General features: G+C 55.0%; 19 protein-coding genes. 17 read left to right on the top strand and 2 right to left on the bottom strand.

Going from position 1 to position 26,244, the window contains the following annotated elements; genetic code table 11:
- Window positions 1-5: 5 nt before the first annotated feature.
- The 5 genes from ACSEXW_RS22635 to ACSEXW_RS22615 all read left to right on the top strand — a co-directional run bounded on the left by ACSEXW_RS22635 (window position 6) and on the right by ACSEXW_RS22615 (window position 4,999).
- Window positions 6-677 carry a cyclase family protein gene (locus ACSEXW_RS22635; protein ID WP_438448458.1) on the top strand — a complete coding sequence of 224 codons (672 nt, stop codon included), beginning with the start codon at window positions 6-8 and terminating at the stop codon, window positions 675-677.
- Window positions 678-680: 3 nt separating this feature from the next.
- Complete coding sequence (locus ACSEXW_RS22630) at window positions 681-1,628, top strand: aldo/keto reductase (protein WP_438448457.1); 948 nt, start codon at window positions 681-683, stop codon at window positions 1,626-1,628.
- Window positions 1,625-2,638 (top strand): zinc-binding alcohol dehydrogenase family protein, encoded by a 1,014-nt coding sequence (locus tag ACSEXW_RS22625; protein ID WP_438448456.1) that lies wholly within the window; start codon window positions 1,625-1,627, stop codon window positions 2,636-2,638. Before ACSEXW_RS22630 ends, ACSEXW_RS22625 begins: the two co-directional genes overlap by 4 nt.
- A 227-nt stretch (window positions 2,639-2,865) precedes the next feature.
- On the top strand, window positions 2,866-3,090 hold the full coding sequence (locus ACSEXW_RS22620; RefSeq protein WP_438448455.1) for a hypothetical protein: 225 nt from the start codon (window positions 2,866-2,868) through the stop codon (window positions 3,088-3,090).
- 82 nt (window positions 3,091-3,172) lie between these two features.
- On the top strand, window positions 3,173-4,999 hold the full coding sequence (locus tag ACSEXW_RS22615; RefSeq protein ID WP_438448454.1) for a UbiD family decarboxylase: 1,827 nt from the start codon (window positions 3,173-3,175) through the stop codon (window positions 4,997-4,999).
- Between the two features lie 110 nt (window positions 5,000-5,109).
- Here the strand turns inward: ACSEXW_RS22615 and ACSEXW_RS22610 are convergent, their stop codons facing one another.
- Window positions 5,110-6,924, bottom strand: a complete 1,815-nt coding sequence (locus ACSEXW_RS22610) for a glycoside hydrolase family 43 protein (RefSeq protein ID WP_438448453.1) — start codon at window positions 6,922-6,924, stop codon at window positions 5,110-5,112.
- Window positions 6,925-7,139: 215 nt separating this feature from the next.
- Between ACSEXW_RS22610 and ACSEXW_RS22605 the strand changes: the two genes are divergently transcribed.
- The 3 genes from ACSEXW_RS22605 (at window position 7,140) to ACSEXW_RS22595 (ending at window position 11,623) form a co-directional block, all read left to right on the top strand.
- Window positions 7,140-8,024 carry an AraC family transcriptional regulator gene (locus ACSEXW_RS22605; protein WP_438448452.1) on the top strand — a complete coding sequence of 295 codons (885 nt, stop codon included), beginning with the start codon at window positions 7,140-7,142 and terminating at the stop codon, window positions 8,022-8,024.
- Between the two features lie 138 nt (window positions 8,025-8,162).
- Window positions 8,163-9,446, top strand: coding sequence for a glycoside hydrolase family 27 protein (locus tag ACSEXW_RS22600; RefSeq protein ID WP_438448451.1), 1,284 nt, complete (start codon window positions 8,163-8,165; stop codon window positions 9,444-9,446).
- A gap of 206 nt (window positions 9,447-9,652) precedes the next feature.
- Window positions 9,653-11,623 carry a glycoside hydrolase family 31 protein gene (locus ACSEXW_RS22595; protein ID WP_438448450.1) on the top strand — a complete coding sequence of 657 codons (1,971 nt, stop codon included), beginning with the start codon at window positions 9,653-9,655 and terminating at the stop codon, window positions 11,621-11,623.
- On the opposite strand, the gene ACSEXW_RS22590 is transcribed toward ACSEXW_RS22595, so the two are convergent.
- A complete protein-coding gene (locus ACSEXW_RS22590) occupies window positions 11,616-12,515 on the bottom strand; it encodes a helix-turn-helix domain-containing protein (RefSeq protein WP_438448449.1) in 900 nt (299 codons plus the stop codon). The genes ACSEXW_RS22595 and ACSEXW_RS22590 overlap by 8 nt on opposite strands.
- A gap of 199 nt (window positions 12,516-12,714) precedes the next feature.
- Between ACSEXW_RS22590 and ACSEXW_RS22585 the strand changes: the two genes are divergently transcribed.
- From ACSEXW_RS22585 to ACSEXW_RS22545, 9 genes are all read left to right on the top strand, one after another.
- Complete coding sequence (locus ACSEXW_RS22585) at window positions 12,715-13,326, top strand: TetR/AcrR family transcriptional regulator (RefSeq protein WP_438448448.1); 612 nt, start codon at window positions 12,715-12,717, stop codon at window positions 13,324-13,326.
- A 34-nt stretch (window positions 13,327-13,360) separates the two neighbouring features.
- On the top strand, window positions 13,361-15,706 hold the full coding sequence (locus ACSEXW_RS22580) for an MMPL family transporter (protein ID WP_438448447.1): 2,346 nt from the start codon (window positions 13,361-13,363) through the stop codon (window positions 15,704-15,706).
- 461 nt (window positions 15,707-16,167) lie between these two features.
- Window positions 16,168-17,490, top strand: a complete 1,323-nt coding sequence (locus ACSEXW_RS22575) for an ABC transporter substrate-binding protein (protein WP_438448446.1) — start codon at window positions 16,168-16,170, stop codon at window positions 17,488-17,490.
- Window positions 17,491-17,821: 331 nt separating this feature from the next.
- A complete protein-coding gene (locus ACSEXW_RS22570; protein WP_438448445.1) occupies window positions 17,822-19,534 on the top strand; it encodes a hypothetical protein in 1,713 nt (570 codons plus the stop codon).
- A complete protein-coding gene (locus tag ACSEXW_RS22565; protein WP_438448444.1) occupies window positions 19,531-20,325 on the top strand; it encodes a Nif3-like dinuclear metal center hexameric protein in 795 nt (264 codons plus the stop codon). Before ACSEXW_RS22570 ends, ACSEXW_RS22565 begins: the two co-directional genes overlap by 4 nt.
- Before the next feature lie 30 nt (window positions 20,326-20,355).
- The gene (locus ACSEXW_RS22560; protein WP_438448443.1) at window positions 20,356-22,422 is read left to right on the top strand and encodes an alpha-glucuronidase family glycosyl hydrolase; all 2,067 of its coding nucleotides are present in this window, start codon (window positions 20,356-20,358) and stop codon (window positions 22,420-22,422) included.
- A gap of 164 nt (window positions 22,423-22,586) precedes the next feature.
- A complete protein-coding gene (locus ACSEXW_RS22555; RefSeq protein WP_438448442.1) occupies window positions 22,587-23,543 on the top strand; it encodes a carbohydrate ABC transporter permease in 957 nt (318 codons plus the stop codon).
- The gene (locus tag ACSEXW_RS22550; RefSeq protein WP_438448441.1) at window positions 23,540-24,382 is read left to right on the top strand and encodes a carbohydrate ABC transporter permease; all 843 of its coding nucleotides are present in this window, start codon (window positions 23,540-23,542) and stop codon (window positions 24,380-24,382) included. Before ACSEXW_RS22555 ends, ACSEXW_RS22550 begins: the two co-directional genes overlap by 4 nt.
- Window positions 24,383-24,483: 101 nt before the next feature.
- Complete coding sequence (locus ACSEXW_RS22545; RefSeq protein ID WP_438448440.1) at window positions 24,484-26,232, top strand: cache domain-containing sensor histidine kinase; 1,749 nt, start codon at window positions 24,484-24,486, stop codon at window positions 26,230-26,232.
- Window positions 26,233-26,244: the final 12 nt, after the last annotated feature.

Here is a 26,244-nt window from a genome sequence, read left to right as displayed (position 1 = left end):
AATCGATGCCCATTACCCGCATGATCGATTTGTCCCAGGACATCTACCATAATTGTCCCGTGCTGCCTGAGTTCGCACCACCCAAGTTCGATTACTTGCTCATCGGACCGAGAGACGGCTGGAACCTGGAACAGGTTACCATGAATCTCCATACGGCAACCCATATGGATGCTCCGGCTCATATGGCGGATTTTCGACAGACCCTGGATGCCATCCCCGTAACGGCCTTTCAAGGGCGATTGGTATTGGCGGCGCTGACGGACAAAAAGCCAGGGGAACCCGTGACGGTGTCGGATCTCAAGGTTTATGAACATTTGCTGTCTCCGAATTCCATTTTGTTCCTGAACACTGGATGGGGAGCAAAGCGGTCCTGGACCAGGGAATTCATCTATGAATCCCCCTATCTGTCCAACGAAGCGGCACAATATCTGGTCGAGCATCGGATACGCGGAATCGGAATCGACCACTTCAGCATTGGCGGAACCGGACCGGCGAACGAGGAGACACACCGAATTTTGCTTCGATCGGGCATGTGGATTGCGGAGGGCTTGCACTTGGAGGACCCGGAGCTGGCCCGCGGGGAGTGGCAGGTTATGGCGCTGCCGATCAAAGTAAGGGATAGCAGCGGCGCGCCGGCCCGTATCGTAGCGTTTCAGTGGGAGCAGGAAGGAGCATGAACGATGAAATACCGCAAATTGGGGAATACCGGATTGGATGTGTCCATCCTTAGTTTCGGCGCATCCTCCTTAGGCTCGGTCTTCCATCCCACCGATGACAAGGAAAGCATCCGGACGGTTCACACGGCACTGGATCTCGGAATCAACTACATCGATGTATCGCCCTATTACGGCCTGCTGAAGGCGGAGCAAGTGCTAGGGCAAGCGCTGAAGGAAACCGCGCGGGACCGATATCTTCTCAGCACCAAGGCCGGCCGGTACGGAGCTCAAGAGTTCGATTTCTCGTATGACCGCATCATTCGAAGTGCGGAGGAGAGCATGCGGCGTCTCCATACGGATTATCTGGATATTCTATACCTCCATGACATTGAATTCGTAGAGTTGAACCAGATTGTGGAGGAAGCACTCCCTGCATTGGATGCGCTGAAGAAGCAGGGCAAAATTCGGTTCACCGGCATTTCCGGGCTTCCTCTATCGATCTTCCACAGCATATTGGCCAGCCATTCCGTGGATGTCATCTTATCTTACTGCCATTATTCCTTGAACGATGATTCCTTATTGGAGCTCCTGCCTGAGCTCAAACAAGCGGGCACCGGCTTGGTTAATGCTTCTCCGCTCTCCATGGGGCTCTTATCCGGCAACGTGCTGCCGGACTGGCATCCCGCAACACCGTTGATCCGGTCGACCTGCAAGGAGGCACTCGAATACTGTACCTCCCGAGGGTGGTCTCTGCCCAAGCTTGCCATTCAGTACGCAGTGGGGCATGAAGACATTCCAACGACCTTGGTCAGTACAGCGAGTTCGGATAAGATCCGGTCGAATATCGAGTGTGCACTCGAGCCCATGGATCAGGAGAAGATTCAAGCGGTAAGAAATGTGCTTAAGCCTGTGCAGCGTCTATCCTGGCTGAGCGGCAAGCCGGAGAATAACGAAGGGGTGCTTGTGGAATGAAGTGTATCGTGTGCGAGGAACCGAACCGGTTCGAGATGAAGGAGGTCCCTGTCCCAACACCCGGGCCGGGGGAAGCCCTGATCCGCATCCGCCGGATCGGCATCTGTGGTACGGATCTTCATGCTTATCGAGGAAATCAGCCCTATTTCGTCTATCCTCGGGTACTTGGACATGAGCTCGCGGCAGAGATCACGCAGATTGACGATAATGAATACGGTCTTACAGCAGGGGATCCGGTCTGCGTCATTCCTTATGTCCATTGCGGAACCTGCATCGCCTGCCGCAATGGGAAAACAAACTGCTGCACCAAGATGAGTGTGATCGGCGTTCACCAGGATGGCGGCATGCGCGAATATATGACCGTTCCGGTCCGCCACCTCGTGAAGACGGAAGGGTTAACCCCCGAGCAAGCCGCCATTGTCGAATGTTATAGCATCGGTGCCCATTCCGTTAGGGTAGCGGGAATCCGTCCGGGCGACTGGGTTATGGTCATCGGTGCCGGCCCCATCGGTCTGGGGACCATGAAGTTTGCTAAGTTGGCCGGCGCTCGTGTGATTGCTATGGATATGAATGAAAGCCGCCTTCAGTTTTGCAAAGCATGGGCGCAGGCGGATTACACCGTGAACGTGACCAACAATCCCTTGAATGAAGTGGCGGATATTACGGGCGGAGATTATCCTACCGTGGTTCTCGACGCGACAGGCAATACCAAGTCCATGGAGCAGGCCTTGCACTACGTGGCTCATGGCGGCAAGCTCGTCTTCGTAGGACTCGTGAAGTCGGATATCACCTTTCATGATCCGGATTTCCATAAGCGTGAGATGGCTATTATGGGGAGCCGCAATGCCATGCGGGAGGATTTCCTCGAAGTGATCGACCAGATCCGTAAGGGCTCCATCGATACAGGGAGCTTCATTACGCACCGGGCGGCATTCTCCGAGATGATCGGGCAATATGAATCGTGGCTCCGCCCCGAGACAGGCGTGATCAAAGCCGTGGTGGAGCTGTAAGGCCGGCAATTTCGGCAGGGTCTCCCACCCGTCAGGAGGCTTACCAATAGGAGTGGAAATCGCCCCCCAGTCTGTTCACATTTGCGCATCAGCGCAGATGCTTGAACATGCTGGGGGTTATTTCTTTATTGGCGTTATATATATGTATTTTTTCTGGTTTATATAATTGTAGGGGGAAAGAAACCGGTACCCCTGGTTGTTTACTCTTATAGGGAGGCTGATATCGTATGACCAAACGCGGAGTGGGGGCTGTATTTTGTGTCGCATCTATAGCGCTTTATGTCTTACCAAGTGTGATTGCAGCCATCGCTGCAAGTGGAGGGCCATTTGAAAATTATACGTTGATAAAAAATATGATTTCCTTCAACAAGGCAGTCTATTTATCCCTATTTGCTGGTGTGGGTTATTTGGCTTGGGCTGAATTCGATCATCATAAGAAATCCGATGGTTAGCGGAAATGCATCTTCTTATGTACAATAAAGGGAGGCAAGTCAACATGGGAAGGAAGCCACTAACAGGATAGGAGTACGCGAGATGTATCTAACCTTGGAAGCCTGTGTCGCCGATCTTGAACGGCATGGTCATCTGGTGAGGGTAACGGAAGAAGTCGACCCGGAGCTGGAGATGGCCGCGATTCATCTGAGAGTGTTCCAAGCGGGAGGGCCCGCCTTGTTGTTCGAGAAGGTGAAGGGCTCCCGCTACCGTGCCGTTTCGAATCTGTTCGGAACATTGGAACGGAGCAAGTTTATGTTTCGGCAGACGTGGGAATTGACCCGGAACGTCATTGATCTGCGCAATGATCCGGTCAAGGCGATTAAGCATCCCTTCCGCAATGCCAGTGCGGCGGTCGCGGCGCTCCATGCCCTGCCGCTGCGGCAGCGCGGCGGGGCTTCGGGATTCGAGGAGATCGCGATCACCGATCTTCCGTTGATTAAGCATTGGCCGATGGACGGCGGGGCCTTCGTCACGCTGCCGCAGGTCTATACCGAAGACCCGGACAAGCCGGGGTTGATGAACGCGAACTTGGGGATGTACCGGGTCCAGTTGACGGGGAATCAATATGAGGTCAACCGGGAGATCGGCTTGCATTATCAGATTCATCGGGGCATCGGCATACACCACCACCAAGCGAAGCGCAAAGGCGAACCGCTGAAAGTGAGCATTTTCCTGGGGGGGCCGCCCGCGCATACCATGTCGGCCGTCATGCCGCTGCCCGAAGGGTTAAGCGAGCTGACCTTTGCCGGCCTGCTGGCCGGACGCCGCTTCCGGTACGGGTACGAGAACGGGTTCTGCATCAGTCAGGATGCGGATTTCGTGATTACCGGCGAAATTCATCCGGATGAGACGAAGCCGGAAGGGCCGTTCGGGGATCATCTGGGCTACTACAGCCTGACGCATCCTTTTCCCATGATGAGGGTCCATAAGGTGTATGCCAAGCGCAACGGGATCTGGCCGTTTACGGTCGTCGGCCGTCCGCCGCAGGAGGACACAGCCTTCGGAGCATTGATCCATGAATTAACCGGAGATGCGATCAAGCAGGAGGTGCCGGGGGTGAAGGAGGTTCATGCGGTCGATGCCGCGGGCGTCCATCCGCTGCTGTTCGCCATCGGATCGGAACGCTACACGCCCTATACCAAGGTGAAGCAGCCTGCCGAGCTGCTTACGATCGCCAACCGGATCCTGGGCACAGGCCAGCTGAGTCTGGCGAAGTATCTGTTCATTACGGCGGAGGAGGGGCGGCCGCTCAGCACGCATAAGGAAGCGGACTTTCTCACCTATATTCTGGAGCGGATGGATCTCAGGCGAGATCTTCATTTCCAGACCAACACGACTATCGACACGCTGGATTATTCGGGAACCGGTCTGAACCAGGGAAGCAAAGCCATCTTCGCCGCTTGCGGCGACAAGCTGCGGGAGCTCTGCATCCAGGTGCCGGAGCAGCTTCAGGGGCTGCGGGACTACGATAAGGCCCGCATCGTGCTTCCGGGTGTCGTCGCGCTGGAGGGCCCGGCCTTCACCGGCTATGCCGAGGCGGAGCGCCAGCTGGGCGAACTGACGGATGCCCTCGCGGCCCGTGGGGCGATGAACGATTGTCCGCTCATCGTGCTATGCGACAGCAGTTCGTTCGTTGCGGAATCGCTGGATAACTTCTTATGGACAACCTTTACCCGGAGCAATCCGTCTCATGACATCTACGGTGTGAACGGCAGATTCGAGTTCAAGCACTGGGGCTGCGACAACGTCGTGATCGACGCTCGGACGAAGCCGCATCACGCCCCGCCTCTGATCCCCGACCCGGCCGTTGAGAAGCGGATCGACCGGCTATTTGCCGGCGGCGGGAGCTTGAGCGGAGTGTTGTAAGGGGCTGAAGGACTTTGCACCGTTGAGATAGCATGCAGGAACAGATGATCCGATAGAAAAACGCCGGTCCATACCTGGTAACTCCAGGTGCAGACCGGCGTTTCTTATGATTACAGCTGTACCGGCAGCATGAGCCCGTCTTCTCCGAATGTGAGCGGGTCGATGCAGACTTCGCGGTGAAAGCCCTTGCCCTCCGTAAAGCGTGTCAGCGGGGTGACAAACCGGTGATAAGCGATCCAGTATTGATCGCTGCCGGGCTCCCGGAGAATCGAATGGTGGGCTGTGCCGAGCATGTCCTTGTCCTTATTCTTGGCCAGCACCGGATAACGGTAGGTGACCGGTCCATAGAGAGATTCCGACGTGCCGTAATTCACGTGGTAATCTTCGCTGCCGGTGTCATCGCAGGACCAGGTGAAATGATACAGTCCTCCGCGCTTAAGCACCGTGACGGCTTCCCGGAAATCATGAAGGCCCGCAATATTGCGCATCGTTTCCTCTGCTACGCTGACCATGTCATCTCCGAGGCGCACGACGGTGGGATTCCCGTTGCCGAACAACAGGTAATGGGTCCCGTCCTCCTCGACATAGATGGACGGATCAATGGTCAGGACCATGGGAACTCCCAGGCGCTGCATCTGTTCCATTGAGATCAGCGGCTCCGGCTGTGCGCGGAACGGTCCGACCGGGGTCTCGGCCACCGCAACGCCGATCGAGTGGCTTCCGGCTTCGGTCTTGCCGCAGAAGTAATAGTAATACTTGCCGTTTCTGCAGGCAATGGCAGGCGCCCAGGCACATCCGACGGCCCAGGGGACATCCTCCGTCGCCAGATCCAAGATCATGCCTTCATCCCGCCAAATCTTCAGGTCCGCCGAAGAGAAGACGCGGAGCTGCGTGCCCGACCAGCGGTCGAAGCCGTCAGTGGTCGGGTACAGATAATACCGGTCGCCGAACTTGGCCAGGTCCGGGTCGGCGAATTGCCCGGGCAATACCTGGTGGCCGTCACCGTATGCCGCCAGAAGCCGGCTGCACTCATCAAAGGTGATGGGCAGGACGCCGCCGTGGCGTTTCTTGGATTTCCCCAGGTCGTAGGCTCCTTCCGGCAGAACCTGGAATTCCCCGCTGGCAAGATCGGAGGTCAAGAGGGGAAGATAGCCCTTTCCTTCCGCGAAGCGGTCTACAATCAGGCACCACTCCTCGCGGTCGTTCAGCTTGAAGATCTGCGGACCTTCCACGCCGTTCAGTGCCTCCAGAGCCGGAGCGCTTAAACTTGTGAAGGAGTCCTTGTCCAGCGAAGTGCCTTGTTCGACTCGGATGTTCTTAGTCGTTTCGTCCTTGGAATAGCGGTAATAGGTGCCGTTGTGGGCGATGATCGTCGTATCGATGATATGGTTATCCCGTTCGATATACTTCTCCGATTCCGTAAAGCTGCGGAAATCCTTGGTGCGGGCGCAGTAAATCTTGTGCTTGCGCGCCTGCTCGTACGGCTCCTGTGTAGCGGAAGCCCAGAATACCAGGAAGTCGTCTTGGGCTTCGTCATAAACCGCCTCCGGTGCCCAGACGCAGCCGGCGCCGGGTATTCCAACCGTAACAGCCCATGGCGAGGACCAATGGACCAGATCAGCGGACTCCCAGACGATGATATCCCGGCTGCCGGCATTGACGGCGGCGTCCCATCCCTTGCCGCTGGCAATCCGGAGATCCGTAGCAATCAGAAAAAATTTGCCTTCCTTGGGAGACCGCACGAGAAACGGATCCCGTGCCCCCTGTTCCCCCAGCTCGGAACGAAGCACAGGCTGACCCGCATTCAGATCCTTCCAATGCCGGCCGTTCTCGCTGTAGGAGAAATAGACCTGTTCGCCGTCGGGGCGTTCACCGATAAAATGCGCCAATAGATATCCATAATAGCGATCCTGAAGCAGGGACATGTTCAAGCACTCCTTGTTTAGCGTTATGCCGCCGATGAATAGAGAAATTATAGGCGTCTTTGTCCACTGGAGCAATAGATTATCGTGATGAATAACTGATTTATTGTCCTAATGCCGACACGCGGATCTACCATTTGACTCTATGCGATACCCCGTATATTCTCTACGTTAAGGAGAACGTACACATCGTCCGATGCATGAAAGGGGGGATCGAGATGCCAATCGGCGTCCAGACAGGCACGTTCGGCTTCCGGTTCAAGGCTCCGGCGCACTTGTCCATGTGCGAGTTGTTTGCCGTCGGACGGGAGGAAGTCCGGGACACGTCCTATCGGTGGGACGGACTGGAGCGGAGTGACGGTCCGCTGCTGCTTTTTCAATATACGCTGGAGGGTGGGGGCGTTTACGAGTCGGAAGCGGCTTCCTATCGGCTTGAAGCGGGGCAGGCTTTCCTGACGGAGATACCCGGCAATCACCGCTACTATTTTCCCGAAGGAGGAACAGCATGGTCCTTTCTATTCGTCCTGCTCCGACCGTCGCTGATTCTGGCGAACTGGGAGGAAGTGAAGCGCAGGCTGGGGGAAGCTCCGTACCTGCCCAAGTCAAGCAGACCCATTCGCGTTCTGGAGCATATCTGGGAGGAAGCGAATGCGGGACGAATAGCGGAACCGTACACCGCCTCCTCGCTCCTCTTTCATTTTGTATCCGAGCTGTGCCGGTTCGCGATCGTACCGGAAGGAGACCGGCAGGCTTGGCCGGTAAAGGTCAGAGAGGCTGCGGAGTTCATAGAATCCCACTTCGACCGGATGATCAGCCTCGACCAATTGTCCGAGCGGCTGGAGGTTTCGAAGTACCACTTGCTGCGGACCTTCACCATGGCGGTCGGCATGTCGCCGAACGATTACTTGAATCGCGTTCGAATCGAGCAGGCCATCAGCCTGCTCCGCCAGACGGACTGGAGCGTCGAGCAAATTGCGGAACGGGTAGGATATTCCAGCGGAAGCTACTTCATCAAGGTCTTCCGGAAAGGGACGGGGCGGACACCGGGCAGCTTCCGGTCCGGCGAGGGACAATTGACGTTCAGCCGCATGTTCTTCGATTGAGTGGAATCCATCGCTCGCGATTGGATTCGCAATATTTTGCTACCCATCGGGCAAGTTTACTATAGAAATAGGAGATATTCAGACGTATCATGAATGCATGAACGCAATTTACTTCTATTCGGGAACAGGGGGCTCTTCATGCGTCATCATACGTTTGCACCTACGCCGCCGTTGGGGTGGAACAGCTGGGATTGTTACGGCGCCGCAGTAACGGAAGCCGAGATTCGCGGGAACGCGGCCTATATGGCTGAGCACTTGAAGGAATATGGCTGGGAGTATGTGGTGGTGGACATCCAGTGGTATGAGGCTGGGGCGAAGTCCTCGCAATACCGTCCCTTCGTTCGTCTGGAAACCGATGACTGCTCCCGTCTCATGCCGGCGGTGAACCGTTTTCCCTCCGCAGCCGGCGGTGTCGGGTTTAAGCCTCTGGCCGACTATGTGCACGGACTCGGTTTGAAGTTCGGCATCCATATCATGCGCGGTATCCCCCGCCAGGCCGTTCACGACAATACGCCGATCAAGGGCACGGCCGTTACGGCCCGCGAGATTGCCCATCCGAATTCGATCTGTCCCTGGAACACGGATATGTACGGCGTGGACGCCTCGAAGGACGGGGCGCAGGCTTACTATGATTCGCTCTTCGAGCTGTATGCCGAATGGGGAGTCGACTACATCAAGGTGGACGACATCGCCGCTTCCCGGCTGTACGGCACGCATATGGCGGAGATCGAGCTGATCCGCAAGGCGATCGACCGTTGCGGACGGCAGATGGTGCTGAGTCTGTCTCCGGGGCCGGCGCCGCGGGAGCTCGCCGAGCCCTTCGAGGCGAACGCCAATATGTGGCGGATGACAGACGACTTCTGGGATCAGTGGCCGTTGTTGTTGGATATGTTCGACCGCTGCGAGAAGTGGGAAGGCCGGCCGCGGCCAGGCTGCTGGCCGGATTGCGATATGCTGCCCCTCGGCCATATCGGCATCCGCTCCGTTGACGGCGGCGGCTCCGACCGGTGGACACGTTTCACACGGGACGAGCAGCGGACGATGATGACGCTGTGGTCGATCTTCCGTTCACCGCTTATGTTCGGTGGCGAGCTGCGGGATAACGATTCGTGGACCTCGTCCTTGATCACGAACCGCGAGGTGCTGGATATGCACCGCCATAGCGATGGCGCCCGCCAAGCGCTGCGCGAAGGAAGCCGCATCGTCTGGACGGCCGAAGGCCCGGATGGAGTCCGGTACGCCGCATTGTTCAATACCGGTGAAGAGGCTGCAGTGGTTTCCATCCCGCTGGAGGGGCTGGGCATGAACGGAGCCGCATCCTGCAAGGAGCTGTGGAGCGGACGCGAGCTCGGGGCCTTGGAACGTGAACTCGCCGCAGAGGTCCCGCCTCATGGGGCAGCCCTTTTCCTCTTGAAGGGGTAAGGTACGTTGCGATTAACGGACATCATGTGAAGCTCAGAAGGTGACTGCGGTCACCTTTTTTTATTTTCGGGCGGACTACGGAGAATCAGAAGATCGTATGAGAAAGTCCGCATTTCCGATCTATATGGGGACGCAAGCGATGATTATAATACGACGTAAGGAAAGGGATTCATCACCATTTCGTTCGTATGAGGGAGGACATCGGCATGTTCCGAATAATGGGGAACCGATTGATATGGGAATATGATCATGAACAGGTGTGGATTGAACCTTGGGGGGACAACGCCCTGCGCGTCCGGTCCGCCTTCGCCCATGTGGAGGAGGGAGAGGACTGGGCCTTATTGCCGCAGCCTTACCACCCGGCGCAAATCGACCTGTCGGCGGAGAAGGCGACGATCGTAAATGGCAAAATCAGAGCGGACATCACGAGAGAGGGCCGGATCGCCTTTTTCAACCAGAAGGGCGATGTCTTGTTGGAGGAAGTCCAGTATACCTATCAGCTCAAATATGGCGGCCGCGAGCTGAAGCCGCACCCGGGCGGAAGCGACTACAGCCTGGCGCTGCGCTTCCGTTCCAATCCTAAGGAAAAGCTGTTCGGGATGGGGCAGTATCAGCAGCCTTATCTGAACCTGAAGGGCTGTATGCTGGAGCTGACTCATCGGAACAGCCAGTCCAGCGTGCCCTTTGTTCTATCTAATCTGGGGTACGGGTTCCTGTGGAACAATCCGGCGTTAGGGCGTGTACATTTCAACCTGAACATCACCGAATGGACGGCACCTTCCAGCAAACAATTGGATTATTGGATGACGGCCGGAGATACGCCGGCGGAGATTGAAGAAGCGTATGCCGGTGCCACCGGAACCGTTCCGATGATGCCCGATTATGCAATGGGATTCTGGCAATGCAAGCTGCGGTATCAAACCCAGGAGGAACTCTTGGAGGTAGCGCGGGAATACAAACGGAGGGGGCTGCCTCTGTCCGTCATCGTCATCGACTTCTTCCATTGGACCAATCAAGGGGATTGGCAATTCGATCCCGAATATTGGCCGGACCCTGCCGCCATGGTCAAGGAGCTGAAGGCAATGGGGATTGAGCTTATGGTATCGGTATGGCCAACGGTACAAACGGAGAGCATGAATTATTCGGAGATGCTGGAGAAGGGGTTCTTGGTGAAGTGTGACCGGGGAGTGCGCACGCAGTTTCAATTCCTCGGGCAAAATGCCATCTTCGATGCCACCCATCCCGAAGCCAGAAAGTATCTGTGGGACTTGATCAAGAAGAATTATTACGATTATGGGATCCGGACCTTCTGGTTGGACGAGGCGGAACCCGAATATTCCGTTTACGACCATGACATCTACCGGTATCATGCAGGCTCCGCCCAACAAGTTGGGAACCTGTACCCCAGCAAGTTTAGCCAAACCTTCTATGACGGCATGGAGGAAGCGGGTCAAAAGAACATCATTAATCTGGTCCGGTGCGTATGGGCCGGCAGCCAGCGGTACGGTGCGTTGGCCTGGTCCGGGGATATCCATTCCAGCTTCGAGGTGCTTCAAATTCAAGTTCGTGCAGGCCTGAACATGGCGATTGCGGGAATTCCATGGTGGACAACGGATATCGGTGGCTTTCATGGGGGAGATCCAACGGACGCTTCGTTCCGCGAATGCTTCATCCGATGGTTCCAATACGGTGCCTTTTGTCCGGTATTCAGGCTCCATGGAGACCGGTTACCCGCTAAGAAGCCGTTAGGCACTGCAGGCGGCGGCTTGTGCGGCAGCGGCGCGGATAATGAGGTGTGGAGCTACGGGGATGAGGCGTACGAGATCGCGAGTGATTTTCTTCAACTACGAGAACGTCTTCAGCCCTATATAGCCACCATCATGCAGGAGGCGCACGAGAAAGGCACTCCCCCGATGCGGCCGGTCTTTTATGATTATCCGAAGGATTCCGCTTGCTGGGAAGTGGAGGACCAGTTCCTGTTCGGACCGGATATTCTGGTCGCACCGGTGCTGTTCGAAGGAGCCCGAAGCAGGGACGTATACTTGCCCGATGGGGAGGTGTGGAGAGATCCCTATACGGAGGAGGTCTATGAAGGTGGCCAATGGATCCAAGTTCACGCCCCGCTGAACCGCATTCCTCTCCTGCTCCGCAACCATGCGAAGCTTCCGATCAAGTGAGGGAGGCGTTCGAAGAAGGGTGCCGTGCGTATTCCTTGGGGGTCATCCGTTTGAACCTTTTGAACATTCTTCCGAAATACGTAGGATTGGAATATCCGACCAGGTGCCCAATCTCTTGGATCGAATGGTGTTGGGCGCGAAGAAGCTGCTCCGCCCGGTGAATCCGCAGCATATGGATATATTCGATTAGCGTTTTGCCGGTTGCTTTCTTGAAGACGGCGCAGAAATGCTGGGGGCTGACACAGCATAGGAGCGCGGCTTGATTCACAGACAGCGGTTCATGGAAGTGATCGGCCAAATGGACAAGCAAGGGTTGGATGATGTGTTCTCCCCGATGCTTCCGTGGAACGGATTGGCTTGAATCGGCGTGCCGGAACGCCATTCCTAACAGGCCGAGCAAGGATGATTTGACCAGCAGCTCGTACCCCGGGCCTCTCTCCTGGTAGCTGGCGCAGAGCTCCTCCAGCAGGTGATGGATCTTGCGGGTCACAGGGTCTCCGGTGGAATAGAAGGAAGGGATCAGAGGCTCTTGGCCCTGCAGTAAAGGAAGGATGTACTTGCTTTCCGTACTGTCCATGGCGTAGTTGTGCAATAGCGCTTCATTAAACACCACGGCATACAATTCGCTCGTCTCGCCCAAGGGAAAGGCGGAATGAAGCTGCTGGGTGTTGACGAATGCCGCTTCTCCGGCATGGAGGTCTTGAAAGGCGGAATCGACTTGGACCCTGAAGCCCCCCTGCGTCACGGCGATCCATTCCAAGTGATCATGCCAATGCGGGGGGATGATCCGGGAGTGGGAGCCGGCGAGATGGAAAACATGAATAGGAAACGTCCAATCAGGGATCTCGGTATGCTCCTTGCCGTCACGCCTTGCCGTTCGATAAGCTTCCACGATCATGCCCCTCCCAACCTCACACTCGATAGAAAAAGTATAGTACAGTTTACAGCGTGAGGCTAATCTTCTCCATGCTGTTGGAACTACATGTGAACGCCGTTGTTGCCCATTGTGCAAAGTTGCACAATGGGCAACTGCATGTTACACTGGGAAAAGCGAAATAACTCCTGTATAAAGAGGTGAACCTATAGGGAATATGTCCAATCTGAACTTGCGTGATATGAAGAAAGCGGCGACTGCACAGGCTCTGGCCCAGGCTGCATTCGAATTGACCTTAGAGCGGGGATTCGACGGGTTTATCGTTGAGGATGTCGTGCAGCGGGCCGGCTATTCGAGGAGGACGTTCGCCAATCACTACTCCTGTAAGGAAGAAGCGGTGGCCATGGCCGCCATTCCCCCTGATCTGGAGGACATTCTTTCGTTTCTGGATGAGTTTCCGGAGGATGAATTGCCGTTGGACTTCCTGCACCGTCTCATCCGGCTGCCCTCCATCATCCATATCCTGGTGAGAATGCGCCAGCTCATGCAGTTGGCCAAGGAGCATCCCACCTTGGAGCCCTATATTCTGATCGGGTTCAGGCGGATGCAGTCGGATTTTCAGTCAGTCTTGAACAGCTTATTCCAGGAGCGGTACCCTCCGGTCTATACCCACTTGCTGGCCGGAGCGGTTATTGAGGCCTTCCTGCCTATCCTGGACGGTGGGGTTCATGTACAGCTTCCAGGGCAGCCCCCATCCGACGGTTCACCGTCCGTCACGTATGACGAGTATTTGGGCAGCATCTTTCATTATTTGCGCAACGGGTTTTAAATCCATAGAGACAAAAGGAGAGTAAGCCAACGACATGTCAAAATTTCTATATGCATTGGGCAAGAAAGCCTATGACAAACCGTGGACCTTCATCCTCATCTGGGTTGTCGTTCTGGGAATCGTCGGAACCGTATTAGGAATCAACGGCGTCCATATCAGCTCCGAGATGAAAATTGAAGGAACCAACGCTCAGCAGGTCCTGGATAAGCTGAAGGTAGAGCTGCCCCAGGCTTCGGGTGGTAGGGGCAGCGCCGTATTCACGGTGCCCAAGGGAGAACGTCTCGATACGCCGGAGCGGCTGAATGCCATCACGAAGGCGGTTAACGAGGTATATAATCTCGAATACGTGATCAATACCGCCAAGTTGATGGAAGAAGCGGCGAAAGCGGCAGCCGCCTCCGCCGGAGGCGCTCCAAACGGCGCAGCGGCCCAAGGTGCTGCAGCCCAAGGTGCCGCAGGCCAAGGTGCCCAAGCCCAAGCGGCTCAGCAGCAGCTTCCCTACGGACCGCTGATGATTAACGGGGTACCCGTTCCGGGAGTAATCATCTCGGCTGACGCCAGTGTGGCCTTGTTCCAGTTCCAATTTACCGTACAGGAATCGTCCGTGCCCGCGAAGATTAAGGAAGCGGCTGTCGAAGCCGTGACGAAGGCTCAGGAAGGTACGGGAATGAAGGCACTCCCGAGTGAGTCCTTGAATAAGCTGTCCACCACTAACCCTGCCGAGGTCATCGGTCTTGTCGTCGCGGCCGTTGTGCTCTTGACCACGCTAGGCTCCATCGTCGCGGCAGGTCTGCCTCTGATGGTCTCTTTGATTGGTGTAGGAGTCGGCGTGGGCGGAGCCTTCGCCATCTCGAAGTTCTTCCATCTCACCAGCGTAACGCCAGTTCTGGCGCTGATGATCGGGTTGGCCGTCGGCATCGACTATTCTCTCTTTATTGTTAACCGCCAGCGCCGGTTGATACTCGATCAAGGCTTGAGCTCGCGGGAGGCCGCCAGCCGTGCGGTTGGCACATCCGGCAGCGCCGTCTTGTTCGCGGGCCTTACCGTCATCATTGCGTTGTGCGGCATGCTGGTCATGGGCATCAAATTCTTGTCCGCGATGGCCCTTGTGGCCGCGGCAACGGTGCTCATCTGTGTTCTCCTGTCGCTTACGCTGCTGCCGGCCCTGCTCGGCTTGGTGCGTGAACGGATCTGTACCGCCAAGGAGCGGGCTCATGCAGCCGAGAATACCCGGCACAACGTGGCAAGCAAGTGGGCCAAAAGCGTGATCCGGTACCGTTGGCTCTTGATCGTAGCCATCATAGCCATATTGGGAGGAGCGGCCATTCCGTTTACCCAGATGGATCTGGGCTTCCCCTCCGGAGCTACCGCGAACCTGGACTCCACCTCCAGACAGAGCTACGACGCCACTTCAACAGCCTTCGGAGAAGGCTTCAACGGTCCTCTCGTCGTGGTGGCGGAGCTTGCGGACCCTTCCGGCAAAGTGACTCCGGCACTTATTGGCGGAATCGTCCAAGAGCTTCAGAAGAATAAGGACGTCTCCTTGGTAACCCCAATGGGGGTTAACCAATCCGGGAACATGGCCATAATGAGCATCATTCCGAAGTCGGGACCGGGAGAAGAGGACACCAAGAGCCTGGTCAAGGAGCTTCGTTCCCCTGATTCCGACATCGCACAGAAGTATAAGGTCGTTCTGGGCGTTACGGGGATGACCGCCATGAACATCGACATGTCCGCCAAGCTGTCGGAGGTATTCCCGATCTACGTGGGGATTATCGTCATTCTGTCCTGCATCATCCTGCTCCTGGTATTCCGGTCGATCCTTGTTCCGGTGAAAGCGACGGCCGGGTTCGTCCTGAGCATTCTTGCAACCTTCGGGATCACGACGGCTGTGTTCCAGTGGGGATGGCTTCATTCCTTGTTCGGCTTCGATACGGGAGGTCCGCTGCTAAGCTTCATGCCGATTATGGTGACGGGCATTCTGTACGGATTGGCCATGGACTACCAGGTGTTCCTGGTCAGCTCCATGCGCGAGTCCTACATCCATGGTTATCACGGGAGGGAAGCCGTCGTTCACGGCTATGAGCAAGCCAGCCGCGTCGTTGTCGCCGCCGCGGTAATCATGGTATTCGTCTTCGGCGGATTCATTCTGGCCCATGATATCATGATCAAGCAGATCGGCTTTGCGCTGACCATCGGCATCCTGATCGATGCCTTCATCATCCGCATGACGCTGGTACCGGCATTGATGGCCCTCTTCGGGGACAAAGCCTGGTGGATTCCTCGCTGGCTGGACCGTCTCCTGCCGAATCTGGACGTGGAAGGCGACAAGCTGATGGCCGAACTGAAGGCTCAAGACGCTCGCGGAGAGCAACGGTAAATCTTTAAGTTTTGCGAGGCGCACGTTGTTGGCGCCCTGAACAGGAAATAGCCCCGAAAGGGGCTATTTTCGTTAGCGGAGGTTGCAAGCGTCATCAAATTGCCCACTTTGGATCATTATAAATATTAGGAAATATATGCATAATATACCATAAGACTGAGTGGCTGTTAGGCCATCTCTCCCGATTGATGGAGAAGCAGTCGGATGTGAGAGGAAGGGGACTTTCCCTTCCTCTTTTTTCTATACTTTTTATACTAGGAACCATATTTTTTTGACTTCAATCGACAGGCCTTGTTGATATAATTATACGCGAGTTACGGGGATCCATGCGGCTTGGCGGAAGACCAAAGAATCGTTTTTTTTCAAAATAAATCGTGCATCACCCTCATATCAATCTCATTCGGCTGTTGATACTATAAGAACAAGCAAGACAATAAGTTCTAAATATAGGAGGGGTAACAATGTTTCAATGGAAGCGTTCTCTGGCAATTTTAGCTACAACCACTGCATTGGCCGGATCGCTGGCTGGCTGCGGCGGTGGCGACAGCAAAGAAACGGCGAGCAGTGCAGCGCCTTCTGCCGCACCGTCGGCAACGGCCAAAGCATCCAGCGAACCGGTGAAGCTGCGTATTATGTGGTGGGGAGCTCAGAACCGTCATGAAGCAACCTTGAAGGCTCTTGAGCTGTATACCAAGAACAACCCGAATGTAACCTTCGAGCCCGAATACTCCGGTATGGACGGCTATTTGGACAAGCTGTCCACCCAGGCGGCAGCACAGAACGCACCGGATATCGTCCAGCTTGATCCGGGTTGGACTCCGGATTGGGCCGCTCGCAAGCAGCTTGCGGAATTGAGCTCCGTCGATGTCAGCAAGTTCGATCCGAAGCTCTTGGCTGGCGGTAAATCCGGCGGCAAGCAATACGGCATTCCGTTGGGATCCGTTGGCTTTGGGATGATCTACGACAAAGCCGCCATGGATAAGCTGGGCATCAAGAACCCTGCCAACGGCTGGAACTGGGATGATTTCTTCGCCTTGGCCAAGGAATCGAAGTCCAAGCTTCCCGCAGGAACCTATTTCACCAAGGATTATGCCGCTAACTACTTCGTCTATTCCGCTTATCAATATGCCAAAGGGAAGGGTACGGTCATCTCCGATGACGGCAAGTTCCATGTGGACCAAGCGACCTTCCTGGAGTGGACCAAGAAGTTCGAAGAGCTGCGTAAGGACGGCCTTGTTCCTCCGGCGGATGTGAATGCATCTGACAAAGAAAATGATCCCAAGCTGGACCTGATGGTTTCCGGCAAGGTGCTGGTGCGGTATTGCTTCTCCAACGGCTATGGCACCTATGACAGTCTGAAGAAAGGCGCCTACGCCCTTGTCACCATGCCTCGCGCCAATGAAGCGGGCGGCTGGCTGAAGCCTTCGATGTACCTCGCGGTTTCTGCCAACTCCAAGAAACAAGAGGAAGCCAAGAAATTCGTCAACTGGTTCGTTAACGACCCTGAAGCGGCGAAGATCTTGACAACGGTTCGCGGTTTGCCGGCTAACAAGGACATCGCGACTCTTCTGCAGTCCAACTTGGGCGATGCAGACAAGGTCGGTCTGGAACTGCTTCGTGCAGTGGAGAAGGACGGACAGACTTGGACCGCAGGTCCGGGGGGCTGGACCAACTTTATTGACAAGGATTGGACCTTGGTTGGCGATCAGCTTGTCTTTGGCAAGATCAATCCGGAGCAAGCCTTTGATCAATTGAAATCAGCAGCTAAGTCTTACGAGAAGTAATCCATGCCAGATGCCCCGGAGCAAGCATGTGCTCCGGGGCGTCTTTATTCCGAGATTGGAGGCTACTGTCGTGCTCATACTTACCGCAAGAAGCCGATCGGGAGAGAACACGGATTATACTGGGCTTCGGGACCACGGATTAAACTCTTCCATCGAACGGTGTGGGGGAACAGGCAGTCCCACAGATCCCATCCGGGTACAGATCGTAATTTGCAATGAAGGAAGCGGCCCTTGGGCCGGAGTCATTCATGCGGAGCTGCCGTTTGCCAAGAGCAGCCCACGGTTTTTCCTTCCCGCCTTCATGTATGGCCGTAACCGTGGTGAAGCTCCCTTGAACGTTCCCAAGGAATTCCCGAGATTACGGGAAGGGAATGCTCCCCGTCCGTCTTCGCCCTGGTGGATGGTGAGAAGCGACAGGCTGTCCCACCCGGTCGCATTGGTCTATGACAACGGCAGAATCTACGGATTATGCGCAAGTCCATATTTTATCCGCAGAGACGGACTTAAGCAGCAATGGAAGCCTGGCCTGGAGGACAGCGAGTTCTATCAATACGGGGGCTATACCTGCTCGCTGGCCAAAGGCACGGTTGGCTATACGCTGGGTTATGAGAATGCGCCGTGGCTGTTCATCAAAGCAACTCTCGTGAAGGACCGGGCCCCCATGGAAGAGAACTGCTTCGAGCTGGAGGCGGGGGAATCCGTCGCATTCAGTGTGGAAATCTACGACTATGCGGCCGAATCGGAGTTAGGCGTCAATGAGGCCATCCAACAGGTATATGATACGTATCATCAAAGCCCTAGAGCAGCAGGTGACGGCAGAACGGCAGTTTCGGATCTCTCCAAGGCCATCTCCAAGTATGCCTGGCTTCCGGAGGAGCGGAGCTATTCCGGATTTGTCATCGAAGACCCTGTGAACGGCGGCTTCCGGTATAATAAGATCTTCTCGCTGACTTGGACCAACGGATTATCGGTCGCAGTCCCCGTTCTGATGGCTGCGCATCGGCTGGAGGATGAGTGCATGCGCGAGCAGGCTCTGACCTTCATCACCAACGTAGTCGAGCATTCTCTGAATCCGGCTGCGGGACTTCCCTATGAAACCTATGATAACGGCCGATGGTCCAACCACGGCTGGTGGTTCGACGGCATGCATACGCCGGGGCATACGTCTTATCTGGCCGGGCAGGCCATGTACTATATCCTGAAAGCTTATGAGTACGAGATGAAGTTAAAGGCATGCATCCATGAGGATTGGCTTGCATTCGCAACAAGAGTGCTGGAGAAGCTGGAGGGAACCAAAAATTCGGACCACGAATACCCCTACATTCTATCGGAGAAAACAGGGGCCGGAATCGAGTATGATGCCTTCAGCGGAGCATGGTGTATGGCGGCCATGGCCTATCGAAGCTGGCTGACCGGTGACCGAACCTACCTGGACGGCCTTAGCAGAAGCGAGAACCATTATTATGAGACGTACGTCAGACGGATGGAATGCTACGGCGCTCCTCTTGATGCGGACAAGGCCGTAGACTCCGAAGGGATCCTGGCCTACATCAAAGCCGTGCGCTACCTGCATGCTCTGACTGGCGATAAGCGGTATCTGGATCATATGAAGGATGCCATCGGTTATGAATTCAGCTTTAAATTCTGCTATAATTCGCCGATTAAGATCCCCCCTCTCAGCAAGCTGGGCTGGTCAAGCTGCGGCGGCAGCGTCACCTCCGTCGCCAATCCCCATATCCACCCCATGTCCAGCAATATCGTGGATGAACTCTTGTACTATGTGGAGCATACGGACGACTCCTATGTCCGCGACCGGATGACGGATACCGTCCGGTGGGGATGCCAAACGTACAACCGTTACGACGGCGAATTCGATTACGGGAGGATCGGATGGATGTCCGAACGGTTCTGCCATTCTGAAGGGCTGCTGACCGAGACCTACAAGGACGGTTCGCCCGCCAGTACCTGGTTTGCCCTGATGCCATGGGCCAGCAGCTGCATTATTGAGAGTCTGGCCGGTGATTACTGGGACTTGGAACCATGAAGATCAGCGTTCAGGATGTAATGAACCGGCTGATGGAGCCTGCCGGCTGTCTCAATCCTACGGTCGATCAGCTGTTGTGCGGCGCACCGGACACGGCGGTCACCGGGATCGTCACCACCTTCATGGCAACCGAGGCTGTGATCCGCCAAGCCCTTGCGCTTGGAGCCAATCTTATCGTATCCCATGAAGGCATATACTACAGCCATTCGGAGAACGGTGACAGACTTGCTCACGACCCGGTCTATCAGGGCAAGAAGCGGTTGATCGAAGCGTCGGGGATCGCCATATTCCGGTTCCATGATCATATCCACCGTTATAGACCGGACGGCATCATGACCGGGTTGGTGAATGAACTGGAGTGGATCTCACGACTGGAGAAGCATGAGCCGGCCTATTCGGTGATCACGGTTCCCGTCATGACCGTTCGCGAGCTGGCGGAATACGTGAAGTCCAAGCTCGGAGTTCCTTATGTCCGGGTAGTGGGAAATCTACAGATGCCCTGCAAGAGGGTCGGGCTATTGGCCGGATACCGTGGAGGAGGCCCCTTGAATATCCCATTATTCGAGAAGGAAAGCTTGGATGTAATCCTTGCGGGTGAAGGACCGGAATGGGAGACGCCGGAGTATGTACGGGATGCGGTCAGCCAAGGCCGCAGATTAGCATGGATTCAGATGGGTCATGCTGCAAGCGAGGAACCGGGGATGAAGTTTACGGCAGAGCTTCTGAGAGGCTGGTTTCCGGATCTTCCGGTCTCCTTTGTAACCGGCAAGCATGATTTTCAATGGGTTTGACGAACGAGGACAGTAGGAGGCAAGAGAAAAATGGGACAACAAATGACTTATCGCACCGGAGACGGTTATCAAGCATGGCTGGGATACCGGCGGCTGGCCCCGGGTGAACGCTATCATCAATATACCGCATACAATCGGATTCAAGCAGCGGAGGATCACGTCGTGATCCGAACGGCCGTATCTGAATTGTCCCGGGGGCTGGAAGGTATACTGGGCGTCAGCCCCGAAGTGACCGCACAAGGAGGGCAAGGGATTGTACTGGCAACCTTCCGCCAATATCCTGATGCAGACCGATTGTTTGGAGCCGATACTATCGTCCGGTTAGGCCCGGAAGGCTACGCGATCCGGACGGATAAGGAAAACTCGCGGATTGCCGTCGGGGGTGCCTCGGAAAGCGGGGTACTGTACGGCACTTTCCACCTTCTTCGGATTCTGAGCATGGGATTGTCCGTCGAGGATCTGGATCTTACCGAGAATCCTGTCAACCAGCTGCGGATGATCAATCAATGGGACAACATGGATGGCAGCGTGGAACGGGGCTATGCCGGACAATCGATATTCTTCAAGAACAACCGGATTACGGAAGAGACGGATCGGATTAGAGACTATGCCAGAATGCTCGCATCTTCGGGTGTGAATGCGATTGCCATTAACAATGTGAATGTTCACAAGGTGGAGAGCAGGCTGATTACGGAATTTTTGCCCGATGTAGCCAAGCTCGCGGCTATATTCCGCGCCTATGCGATCAAGTTGTTCCTGAGTGTCAACTATGCAAGCCCCATCGAAATCGGCGGCTTGTCCACTGCAGATCCCCTCGATCCGGAAGTCCGCCAGTGGTGGATAAAAACAACGGCAGGCGTCTATTCGGCCATACCGGATTTTGGCGGGTACCTGGTGAAGGCGGATTCGGAGAACCGTCCGGGTCCCTTTACCTACGGCCGTGATCATGCCGACGGCTCCAACATGCTTGCTGAAGCGCTGGAGCCCTTCAACGGGATTGTCATCTGGCGTTGTTTTGTCTACAACTGCAAGCAGGACTGGCGCGACCGCAAGACGGACCGGGCACGGGCCGCTTACGATCACTTCAAGCCGCTGGACGGCCGCTTTAAGGACAATGTCATCCTGCAGATCAAGAACGGTCCCATGGATTTTCAAGTACGGGAGCCGGTTTCTCCGCTGCTGGGAGCCATGCCGTCCACCAACCAGGTGCTTGAATTTCAGATCGCGCAGGAATACACGGGCCAGCAGCGGCATGTGTTCTATCTGATTCCGCAGTGGAAGGAAATCTTGGAATTCGAAACCTATACCAAGGGTCTGGGCTCCACCATCAAGCGTATCGCCTGCGGTGACCTTCATGGCAGCAAGTTGTCCGGTATAGCGGCCGTCTCCAATATCGGGGATGACTCCAATTGGACTGGCCATCTGTTGGCGCAAGCCAATCTGTATGGGTATGGCAGACTGATCTGGAATCCGGATCTGTCGTCCGAGGAGATTGCCGATGAATGGATCCGGTTGACCTTCGGGGATCAGGAGAACGTCAGGACGATTATCAAGATGATCCTACTGAGCTCACCCGCCATTTATGAATCCTATACGGCTCCCCTTGGCGTCGGCTTCATGGTCACGCCCCATACCCACTATGGTCCGGATGTGGACGGATATGAGTACTCCAAGTGGGGCACGTATCACTATGCCGATCGGAATGGGGTGGGGGTCGACCGCACGCAGTCTAGTGGAACCGGTTATACCGCCCAATACAACGGAGCTAATCGCGAACGGTACGAATCCTTGCAGGATTGTCCGGACGAGCTGCTGCTGTTCTTCCACCATGTGCCCTACACGCACGTTCTTCATTCCGGCAAGACCGTGATCCAGCATATTTACGATACCCATTTTGACGGGGCGGAGAAGGCGGAACAGCTGCTGGTCACCTGGGAGAGTCTGGCGGGATCCATGGATGAAGGACTCTACACGCAAGTAGCGGAGCGACTTGCCGAGCAGGCGGAGCATGCCAAGGAATGGCGTGACCGGATCAACACCTATTTCTATCGAAAAAGCGGAATTGCCGACCAATTGAACCGGCTTATATACGCGTAATTTCAACCAGACGGGGAAGCGGCAGGATGCGTTTCCCCGTCTTTATTTTCGTGATATTTTGAAGTAATTCGATGATTTGCCTACTTTAGACGAGGTAACGCCACTTATATAATGGAGCTATAGAGATGGTTAAGAGAAAAAGGAAAGTGCAGAGGTGATCATACTTGAACCCTTCCACAGCCGTTGTTCATGCCGCTGAAGGAAAGAAGAAACGGAAGTTTCTCCGTCGCTGGGATGCTCCGATCGCAGGTTACTTGTTCATTGCTCCATGGTTAATCGGATTCTTGGGACTCACCGCGTACCCGATGCTCCTGTCGCTGTATTATTCGTTTACCAATTATACGCTGCTGGAACCGATCGATTGGGTGGGAACCCGCAATTACAGCCGTATCTTTACGGATGACCCCAGATTTGTCACCTCCGTAAGGGTCACATTCGAATATGTCCTGGCCTCTGTCCCGCTTAAGCTGGCGGCAGCGCTCCTGGTGGCCGTTATCCTGAACAAGGCGGTCAAAGGGATATCGTTCTATCGTACCGCCATTTATTTCCCGTCGCTGATCGGAGGAAGCATAGCCGTATCGATCCTGTGGCGCAATATCTTCGGTGTGGACGGCATTTTCAATCAGATCCTGTCGACCTTCGGTATCGCAGGGAAGGGCTGGATCACAAGCCCGAACACCGCGTTGGGAACGCTGATTCTGCTGACGGTCTGGCAGTTCGGCTCGGCCATGGTCATTTTTCTAGCCGGTCTGAAGCAGATTCCCAATGATCTGTATGAAGCCTCGTCCGTAGACGGCGCGAGCAAGCTGGTTCAATTCTTTAAGATTACGCTGCCGATGCTGTCGCCGATCATCTACTTTAACCTCATTATGGGGGTTATCAACTCCTTCCAGATGTTTACCTCCGCATTCGTCATTACGAACGGCGGTCCGATGAATGCCACATACGTGTACGCCCTGTATCTGTACGAACGGGCCTTTAGCCGGTATCAATTGGGCTATGCCTCTGCATTGGCCTGGATCATGCTGGTCATGATCGTGATCGTCGCAGCGGTCATCGCAGCCACTTCGAAATATTGGGTCTTCTACGAAACGGACACAGGAGGTAGGAAAAGGAAATGACCCTGAAATGGAGTTCTATCGTTCGGCATACCCTTATGATCGCGTTCAGTCTTCTTATGGTCTATCCCTTGATCTGGTGGGTCGGCGCCTCGCTTAAATCCAATGAAGAGCTTGCGTCTCCGGGTTTATTTCCTTCCGTTCCGAAGTGGAGCAACTTCACCAACGGTTGGCATGCGGTTCCCGGACATACCTTCACGGACTTCTACCTGAACACATTCGGTCTGGAAGCAATGGTTCTGATCGTAACCTTGATATCCAGTACTCTGGTTGCATTCGGATTCGCGCGTCTGGACTTCCCGTTGAAAAATTTCTGGTTCTCCATTCTGATGATGACCCTGATGATGCCCGGTCAAGTTCTGATTATTCCCCAGTATGCCATGTTCCACCAATTGGGCTGGGTCAACACGTATCTTCCGTTCGTCATTCCTCACCTGGTGGCCAGCGGAGCAGGCGGTACCTTCTTCGTCTTCCTGCTGATTCAATTTATCCGTGGAATTCCGAAGGATCTTGATGAGTCGGCCAAAATAGACGGATGCTCCTGGTTCGGTATTTTCTGGCGGGTGGTTCTACCGCTGACGAAGCCGGCCATCGTAACAATCATGATCTTCTGCTTCCTGTGGAACTGGGATGACTTCCTGGGCCACCTGCTGTATCTGAACTCCGTAGATAAGTATACGGTCGGTCTGGCGCTCCGGATGATCAACGATGCCCAATCCGCCCAAGAATGGGGACAGCTGTTGGCCATGGCCTTGGTCTCCATCCTTCCTGCAACTCTGGTATTTATGTTCCTGCAGCGTTATTTTGTCGAGGGCATTGCAACGACAGGCATTAAGGGTTAAGATGATCGTAAATATGGCAACTGCAAACGGTAAAGCGACGAACCTCGTTCGCAGCTTTACCGTTTCTTTCACCTTAATCGAACGCTAGGGGGAAGCCCCGGATGATGAACCCATTCAAGAAGGTCCGAATTGACAGCTTATTTTTCCGCAGCTTCTTCATTCTCATTGTGGTCGTTCTCGCCTGTATCGTCTGGGCAAGCTACAACATTTCCTCCAACGCTTTAGTGAAGACGACCTCCCATTATCAGCAGCAGCTGCTGGATGAGTTGAATAACGAGATCTCTACCCGGCTGGTGACCATCGAACAGCTCTCCCTCTCCAGCTCCCGTGACAACGAATTGGTCTCCTTGCTTCGGAATAACCAGATGAACCAGGACGTATTCGATCGGTATCGAAGAATCGTGAATGTTCAGAAGGCGCTTTCCAATCTGGCGTTTTCGATTCCGATCATCCAGGGCATTGACGTTTATATGGATCGCCCTCTCAAGAATGAGGAAAATAGCTATATTCAGTTCCTGGACATGAAGGATCTGGAAAAGGAGGGCTGGAGCGGATACTTGGACAAGACCGATTATGCCTGGACGGCGGAGCATGAAATCTCCAGCTTCCAAGGAAATGTCCCGGTTCTGAGCTTCGGCCGTAAGATCATCTTCAACGATTCCGTATTGGTTGGCGTCATCGTCATTCATGTTAAAGCCAAGGATATCCGGACGCTGTTAGCGGGCCATTCGGCTGGGACCAACCGGATGATGACGGACAGCAACGGGCGGGAATTCCTGAAGGTCGGAGAATCGCTGAAGCAGAAGGATCTGAGCCAATGGGTCAATACGCGGACGGAGCAATCGGGCTATGTTCATATCCGGGGACATTCCAGTATGGACAATTCCCTCCTGGTCTTCTCGAAACGAGCCGATTCCAATTGGACCATAGTCGAAATTACATCCTGGAATAAGATTACGGCCAGCAGCTTCCGCTTGGCGGAAGTCATCGGGATCATCGGCGTCGCGGCTGTTCTTCTGGTTCTTCTCCTCACCCTGTACTTAAGCAAACAATTCACCAAACCCATCAAGAAGCTGGTTACGGCCATGAGCTCCTATTCCATCGGCGGGAAGAATGTGGAGCTGCCTACCGATTACGAGAACGAATTCGGTTATCTGTTCGCCGGGTACCGCAAGCAGAATGAGCGGATCGAGGAGCTGTATCTCTCTCTCCAGCGCCGGTACGAGCAGCTTCGCAAGGCAGAGATCGAAGCGCTTCAAGCCAATATCAACCCCCACTTCCTCTACAATATGCTGGACCAGCTTAATTGGATGGCCATTGAAGCCGGACAGGATGAGCTTAGCCGGATTCTGGAGCTGATGGGGCAGATGTTCCGGATCGGACTGTCCAATGGAGACAGCTTCATTACGGTGGAGAAGGAATTGGAGCATATCCGATGCTATCTCGAAATCCAGCAGCTCCGCTGGGGCGGCGGCTTGGAATACACGATAGACGCACCCGATGACGGGAGGGAGCTCTATGTTCCCAAGCTCACCTTGCAGCCGTTCGTAGAGAATTCGATTGTGCACGGGTTCAATGCCAGGATGACCGGACAAGTGGATATCCAGCTGAAGCACCATGAGAATACGCTTCAGATTACCATCCTCGATGACGGCATCGGCCTCCAGCAAGTGGCGGATAATAAGAAGAAGCGTCATACCGGCGGTTACGGGATCCGGAACGTAAGAGAACGTATTGCCGGATATTTCGGAGAGCGCTATGAAGTCAAGCTGTCGGAGCGGGAAGAAGGGGGAACCCGGGTGGATATCAGCCTGCCTGCGCTAACCGAACCGCCGGTTAACGAGCCTTGACGGATGAAGGAT

The sequence above is a fragment of the Oryzibacillus soli genome (assembly GCF_051594765.1).
GTDB lineage: Bacteria > Bacillota > Bacilli > Paenibacillales > NBRC-103111 > Paenibacillus_AR.
This window is presented reverse-complemented; position numbering and strand designations above follow the sequence as displayed.